General features: G+C 36.8%; 8 protein-coding genes. 5 read left to right on the plus strand and 3 right to left on the minus strand.

Going from position 1 to position 7,130, the window contains the following annotated elements; genetic code table 11:
• On the plus strand, positions 1-353 hold a 353-nt coding region (locus QL982_RS13650; protein WP_290190399.1), incomplete at its 5' end, for a DUF3883 domain-containing protein.
• Between the two features lie 332 nt (positions 354-685).
• Here the strand turns inward: QL982_RS13650 and QL982_RS13655 are convergent.
• The 3 genes from QL982_RS13655 to QL982_RS13665 all read right to left on the minus strand — a co-directional run bounded on the left by QL982_RS13655 (position 686) and on the right by QL982_RS13665 (position 2,652).
• A complete protein-coding gene (locus QL982_RS13655; protein ID WP_270898864.1) occupies positions 686-1,783 on the minus strand; it encodes a hypothetical protein in 1,098 nt (365 codons plus the stop codon).
• Positions 1,784-2,001: 218 nt separating this feature from the next.
• Positions 2,002-2,286, minus strand: a complete 285-nt coding sequence (locus tag QL982_RS13660) for a type II toxin-antitoxin system RelB/DinJ family antitoxin (RefSeq protein ID WP_102092462.1) — start codon at positions 2,284-2,286, stop codon at positions 2,002-2,004.
• A gap of 90 nt (positions 2,287-2,376) precedes the next feature.
• Positions 2,377-2,652, minus strand: a complete 276-nt coding sequence (locus QL982_RS13665; RefSeq protein WP_102092461.1) for a hypothetical protein — start codon at positions 2,650-2,652, stop codon at positions 2,377-2,379.
• Between the two features lie 459 nt (positions 2,653-3,111).
• On the opposite strand from QL982_RS13665, the gene mobV reads away from it, so the two are divergent.
• The 4 genes from mobV to QL982_RS13685 all read left to right on the plus strand — a co-directional run.
• Positions 3,112-4,014 (plus strand): MobV family relaxase, encoded by a 903-nt coding sequence (mobV, locus tag QL982_RS13670; RefSeq protein ID WP_270898860.1) that lies wholly within the window; start codon positions 3,112-3,114, stop codon positions 4,012-4,014.
• Positions 4,015-4,510: 496 nt separating this feature from the next.
• Positions 4,511-5,476, plus strand: a complete 966-nt coding sequence (gene repM / locus QL982_RS13675) for a replication initiation protein RepM (RefSeq protein WP_270898861.1) — start codon at positions 4,511-4,513, stop codon at positions 5,474-5,476.
• A gap of 64 nt (positions 5,477-5,540) precedes the next feature.
• A complete protein-coding gene (locus QL982_RS13680; RefSeq protein ID WP_270898862.1) occupies positions 5,541-6,620 on the plus strand; it encodes a DNA adenine methylase in 1,080 nt (359 codons plus the stop codon).
• Positions 6,621-7,130 (plus strand): hypothetical protein (locus QL982_RS13685; RefSeq protein WP_290190400.1); only part of this gene is annotated, 510 nt, incomplete at its 3' end.

Here is a 7,130-nt window from a genome sequence, read left to right on the forward strand (position 1 = left end):
AAACAAACAATGTTTTTCAATTTGCCCCTAATGACCTAGAGCGAGTTATACACCTAAGTGAAGAGCAAGGTGATGGAGCTGGCTTCGATATAATGTCACTGAATCAGGATGGTACTGACAGGTATATTGAAGTGAAAACAACTCAAGGTGGTGTGGATACTCCGTTTTATATGACAGAAAACGAACGCGCTTATTTTGAATTAAATAGATATGAAAATAGTTCGTTCATATATCGCGTTTTTAACTTTGATGTAAATACTCGAATGGGAAATATTATAGTTATCTCAGCTGAAGAGTTGTTTTCAAGGTATAGTTTTGATCCAGTGTCTTACAAAGTAAGTAGAATGTATTAAGGGGTTCTTTGATATTCAAACACTCACTTAGTATCCTTGGATTAATCTGCATTAAACCCCAAAATAGCTTGGGGTTTTTTTGTATTATCTTTCCATACCGCCTTTATCTATACCAGTAGTCGTTTGTCTTTGTTCTCTTACTTTTACAAACTGTGCTTGACGCTGTGAGCCTTTCCTAAAAACTGTGTAACTGCGATTTAGATTAAATGTCTGCGCTGATGTGGTCATCATTATAATTGGAAAACGATTCAAACCCTTCGTTCAGTTTCTAATAGGTATGCCTAAATGCTCATTTATACAGAGTCAGGAATATACTTTCACTACTACGAAATTTAATAAAGGTTTATAAGAGGTGTTTGCCTTAGATACTCGTCTGACTGCATATTAAGGGAAGCGTTTTCTACAAGCGGCATCATGTCACGAATGATGTCTGCTTTTATATCTTTGGACAAAGTATGATAATCGCTGATCTCATTTTCAAATGACTTAAAGATCGAGAGAGGCAGGCCGCTACTAGCTGCCAACCAGAATAAAAATACATCTTTATACTTTACGGACGTAAGAATAGATCGACTAAACTCACTTATGCCTAAATAATAATTAAATAGTATCGTCGACCAATTAGAAGGTATGTCTTGGTAACCTATACCTATCCATCTAAAAGGTTTTTCTGATAAATGTGACGGATAATCCGGATAACTGCCTTTAGGTAAGCAATCAAGTTTTATGACTATGCCGAAAGCTGAAAAATCATCAGGATTAGTATGGGTATATACTCTATCATGTATATCGCGGATGCCTGCTGCATTAGGTTCATAACTAAAAGGTGAATAACCTAAATAATCGTATGTAAATAATGTTGTGTCTTCTTCCCTGTACTTTTTTGGAGATAATACATTTCCTACAGGGAACGTGGTATTTCTTTGAGTTCTAAGTCTGATAATAGCTATATTAAGTGCATTTACTCCTATAATAGGGGTATAAATTGGCGGTCGCGACTTTATGTATGAAGGTACTAAAAGTGCAGACTGGAAATGATTAAAATCACCCGCATCACTAAATACCTTTTGATTAAACATGGATCCATAATACCGATAGTGTTCATCAATGAGGTTGATGGCATAATCAACCATCTCATCCAAATCAAGATCTGTATCTAATGACTTTACTAGTTTGCCATCGTCAGTCTCAAGAGCATCAATTATAGTTGCGTGAGGAACCGGACGACCATTAATTTGTTCATCGGAAATGTAGCCGAGCTCTACATTATAATTATCAAAGATATTAAATATATTTTCATATGGAAGATCTTGTGAGTCATTATATGATTTTATTTCATCTAAGATTTTGATTTCGTATATGTTTTTTATTGATTGCTTCTCTATATCGCTTGGTATGCCCTCAAAGACTCTGTATTGATTTTCAAGCATAATATACTCTCGTTTAATCAGGTAGCATTTAAAGTGGTGTACTTAGAAGTAGAATAGACGTTCAATAATTAGTCGATGCTAATTCGTAACCGTATGTTTTAAGCGCCCCGACAATCTCGGGGCGGTTCATAGTCAAACAATTAAGTACCTCGCCCCATGCAAGAGTGAGTAGGCTTAGATAGTTCTTTTTCGCGTCTCTCTTAAACTGACTGGATACTTCAATGGATCTCATCAGCCTCGCCTTCTAGCTCATCCATCAAATCACCAAAGCTATCGTACTTAGTGCCTTTACCGCTCGCGACCTCTGCAATAGCAGCAAGTGTTTGCGCGTTGAGCTTAGGTTGTTGATAGTCAAAAGACAGAGGAATCGCATTAGTATCGGCTACTTGGTTCAAGAACAGTCTTATGGCTTGTGAAGGTGTTAGTCCATAGCTTTCTAGAACAGAAAAAGACCTATCCTTCAGATCCTGGTCAAGCCGTATATTATAATTAGTTGTAGTCATAGCAATCACCTTTCGCTTATATTCGTACCCCCAATATAAGCGAAAGGTGATTAAACCTCAATAACTTTAGCGTTCTATCTTCTCGCTAATCTAAGGGGTAATAGTCTGCTCATTTAATCCAGCAAGAAAATCATCAACCGTTTTCTCAATGCTTTTTTGCATGACATACAGATCAGAAGTGGAGTACTTCCCCAGCTGATTTCTTTCACCCATGACTTCAAACAGCTTGCTTCTGACCACTTCTTCGTGCGTTTTATCGTCAATCAATAGCAAATTAAGCTTCACGACAGCTCTATTGTAGGCTTCTTGAGTGGCTTCAAGTTGAAGGCTTTTATTGCTAGCTACTGATACACCGATCATGCTCATAAATAACTCCGCTACTAGAATCATCTGTAGCTACAGATGATTTTTTTTAGGTGAATAAGTTGTTTGTACCAAGCTATGATTATGCCAGTGAAAAACGAGAAGTAACGCTCTTATAACCCCTTTTTTGTAGCAGATTTTACGACAGATAAAAAATCCGTTATTTCCCACCTAATTTTATGACTACACCATACGCACCCTAAAGGGACTGCCAAATAGCTGATATTGTTAGGTTTATTGAAATCGAAGTGTTTGCAAAGTGCAAACAAAATCGTTCTTAGTCATTGATTTATAAAGAAAAAAGGTGTTTACAATCTGTAAACAGCCAAGTTGAAAAACAGTGAAAAATAGCCCTTTTTTACCGCCTTTTGCGCCAAAAATTACGCTTTCGTAACTAGTGAAATTATGGTGTAGTAAGTACACCTTAGTAAAATAACACCCAATTATAGGAAAAAAGTGGCGATGAACTACGCAATTTTGAGGACAGCGAAATTAAAGACGATGGGCAACATCGGTGGCAGTCTTGCACACAGCTACCGAACGATAGAAACGCCAAATGCTGACCCCAACCTCACCCCTAAAAATCATCATACCGTTGCTACCCCCGAAGCCGTCAAACAAGCGATAGAAAATCGACTTCCTGAAAAAAGACGTTCTGATGCGGTGCTATGTATTGAGTATTTACTAACTGCCAGTCCTGAATGGGAAGGCTGGGGAACAAACAAGGAAACGGATTTTTTTAAGCAAGCGAGTTTATGGCTCATGAATAAACATGGAGCAGAAAACATTGCAGGTATGAGTATTCATCGGGACATAAGCACACCGCAGCTGGTCGCTTATGTCGTTCCTATTGACCAAAAAGGGAAGCTCAACTGTAAGGATTTTCTAGGCGGCAGGGTTAAGTTAAATCAGATGCAAACCGATTTTGCCAATACGGTCGCTGATTTGGGGCTAACGAGGGGCAAGGAAGGCTCTAAAGCCAAGCATACAAACATCAAGGAGTATTACCACGACATCAATCACGCGAGGGATTTTAGTATTACGACCGTAGCGCCTAAGCCTGAAATGTTTGAAAGCAAGGCTAGGTATGGGGAAAAGGTCTCAGCAGCCGTTATTGAGCAAATAGAACCAACAGTGAAGGCGGCAAACAGCATCCTGATGGACTATGAGAAGGCTAGATTGGATAAAAACGTTGCAGAAGAGAGCTATAACACCCTTAGAAAACGTGTTGAGCCTTACTTAATGGCAATTAATGGTCTAAATCAAGAGGAAATTGCTAGGGTAAATGAGGTAATGCGGCTAGAAATCCGTAAAATCGCTATAGAGAGGGTTAGATATGAAAGGGCTAGGTATGTATCAAAATAGATAATTAGTGCTATTAAATCTAATCCTGTAAGCAGATAGAGTGGGTTTTATAGCTCGTTACTAAGGTTAAAGAAAAATAAAGCCACTAGAATGCTAAGAAAATTTTAAAAATTCTGTGTCTTTGGATGAATCAGAAAGCATTGATCGATTACTTGATCCAAAAGATCACAAAAAAGACCTTAATATTATGCTGTAACTGAGGATTTTTTCTTTTGTCTTTTCAGTTAATAAAAAAATAAGAAAAGGCTTTTAATGCTTTTAATGCTTTTAAAAGCTTTTAAGTCCTCTGCAAGTCTTATATATCAAAGGGTTCGCGACCCATAGAACGTAGTTTACTTACCCATAGAACGTAGTTTACTTACCCATAGAACGTAGTTTACTTACCCATAGAACGTAGTTTACTTACCTTATAACGATATTTATTTATTTATCGTTATAATGATGTTATATTGTTTATCGTTATATAGTTAGAGGGGCTAAGTTGATGAAACCAAGCATGAATGCAGGTAACAATAAGATGGATCTTATAGTTAAGACAAACAGATTGAATACTGCTATCCAGAATCTTACGCTTGCTGAGATAAGACTGGTTCAGTTAGCTATCATAGACAGTAGAGAAAAAAACGAAGGTTTATCTGCTGATAAACCTTTAACTATAAAAGCCTCAAGGTACGCTGAAGCGTTTGGAACGACACGTCAAGGTGCTTATGACGTACTTAAAAAAGCGGAAGAAAATCTATTCGAACGTAGATTTACTTTTTTAGACGAAAACGATGGTTATCCCGTTAAATCCCGTTGGATTAGTCAAGCAAAGTATAAGCAGGATAAAGGTACTATTGAGATTATATTTACGCCTGCGGTAGTAAATGAAATAACACGTATAAATGGTATAGAACAGTTTTTTACTAAATACACCTTAGAACAAACATCTATGCTCAACAGTATGTATTCAGTACGTTTATATGAACTTCTAATACAATGGCGTGAAGCCAAAAAGACACCTTTATTTGGCTTAAACGTGTTTAGAGGTCAACTTGGAGTTAACGATGATGAGTATCAACGAATGTGTGACTTCAAGTCTGGTGTTTTAGACAAGGCTATCAAAGAAATTAACGAGCACACTGATATTAAAGTTAACTATGAGCAAGAAAAAGATGGTAAAAATATTATTGGTTTTAAATTTAAAGTCCTGTCAAAAAATAAGCCTAAAAGCAGTAAACAACAATGTGTTAATAGAGATCTAGGTACAGCCGATATGTTCACCATAGAAGGGTTGAATGATAAGCAGCTGGGACGTATTGCACGTAACAAGCGCTTTATCGCAGACTACAATCACTTAGTGAGCTCTACTAGTCCAGCAGGTCAAGACCCGAAAGCGTGGGAGTTTGAAATGGTTAACCGCCTTAAAAAAAATCCTAAGCAATTTGATAAGCGTCCAATACGTGATTACTTAGATTATTGATAAGGCAAAGCTATTAGCGTCAATTTACCATTCAGAACTAATTAATATCTAGGAAGATATATCCATGAGTAATGCCGTTTTAAAACCGCTATTTAAATATCCAGGTGGTAAAAGTTCAGAGATTAAACATTTGAAAAAATTATTACCAGATTTCGATACTTATATCGAACCGTTTTTAGGTGGTGGGGCAGTATTTTGGGCAACTAAAGCAAAGCAGTGGATCATAAATGACTGTTCAGAAGAGCTAGTTTTAGTATATTTGTACAGTCAACAACAAGACGCTCTTTTTATTGACTATATAAATGATATAGGCCAGATTTGGCAGCTAAAAAACTCATATATGTTAGACGTTGTTCAGCTATTATCTGTTGATAGCAATACAGATGAATGTGCATTTGTTGAAAAAATAGCTCATGAATTACTGGATTCTGTCTCTTCTCTACCTTCTGACAAGAAACAGCTCGCGCTTTCGTTATCAAAGGGTATTGTACAAAAGAGAAAATCGCTAGCAAGAGTAGCAGAAACAGTTGAAATAAGTAATTGGGACGACAATGCTTTAGGGGCTATTGGTGCAGGGGTATACACATACATAAGACACCTATACAATACAACTAGTGTTGAAGAATCGCCTCAATTAAAAGCTGCTCTATATCTTTTCCTTAGAGAGTACGCTTACTCATCTATGTTTAGATACAATTTCAGGGGTGACTTTAACGTACCTTTTGGTGGTAATACCTATGCAAAGAAAGATTTTCTTGATCGAGTAAGACAGCTTACTAATGATGTTGTCGTCAAAAAATTGCAAAATACTAGCATCTTACAGGGCGATTTTACTAATGCTTTTATTGACGAAGATTCAGCTTTCATGTTTTTAGATCCTCCTTATGATTCAGATTTTAGCACCTACAACCTTCAGGTTTTCGATGCTAAGGAGCAAATAAGATTACGAGATTCGCTGAAGAAAATTAAAAAGACAAAATGGCTTATGATAGTCAAATCAACAGAATTTATTGAAGATCTGTATGAGCAAGAGGGATGGTATAAAAGTAGATTTGATAAATCTTATTCTGTCAATTTTAAGAATAGAAACGATAAGGAAGTGAAACACCTTATTATAACCAACTATAAACTAGGGTTAGTATAAATGGCTACATCAGAAAGTGATATTAGAACGGCAGTTTCCCTTCTTCTTAGGCAATACGGCTCTTTGACTACATCAGAAGTAAAAGAATTACTAAATACAGTAATGCCCTTTGATAATGATGATATGCAACCAAGTAGAACTAGAGCAGAACCACTTATTACACAAAGGATAGGGAACATAGTATCTCATCAAAAAGAGGATATACGTGTTTATGATGAAACTTACGTAATTGATAAAACAGTTAGGCCTGCGACTTGGTCTATTTTAGTTGGTCTACAGTCTCAAAACACACTGGATAGAATATCTGACGAAGACGTTCAAAGAAGAAAAGAGAGAAGAAGATCGTTCAAACCTCAACAAATAGATTGGCAGGCGTTAAACCATCGCAGAACAGAGCTTGGGCGCTTGGGTGAAGAGTTTGTAATGAGATACGAAACAAACAATGTTTTTCAATTTGCCCCTAATGACCTAGAGCGAGTTATACACCTAAGTGAAGAGCAAGGTGATGGA

Origin of the sequence: Psychrobacter sp. 5A.1 (assembly GCF_030407455.1) — a bacterium.
Classification (GTDB): Bacteria; Pseudomonadota; Gammaproteobacteria; order Pseudomonadales; family Moraxellaceae; genus Psychrobacter.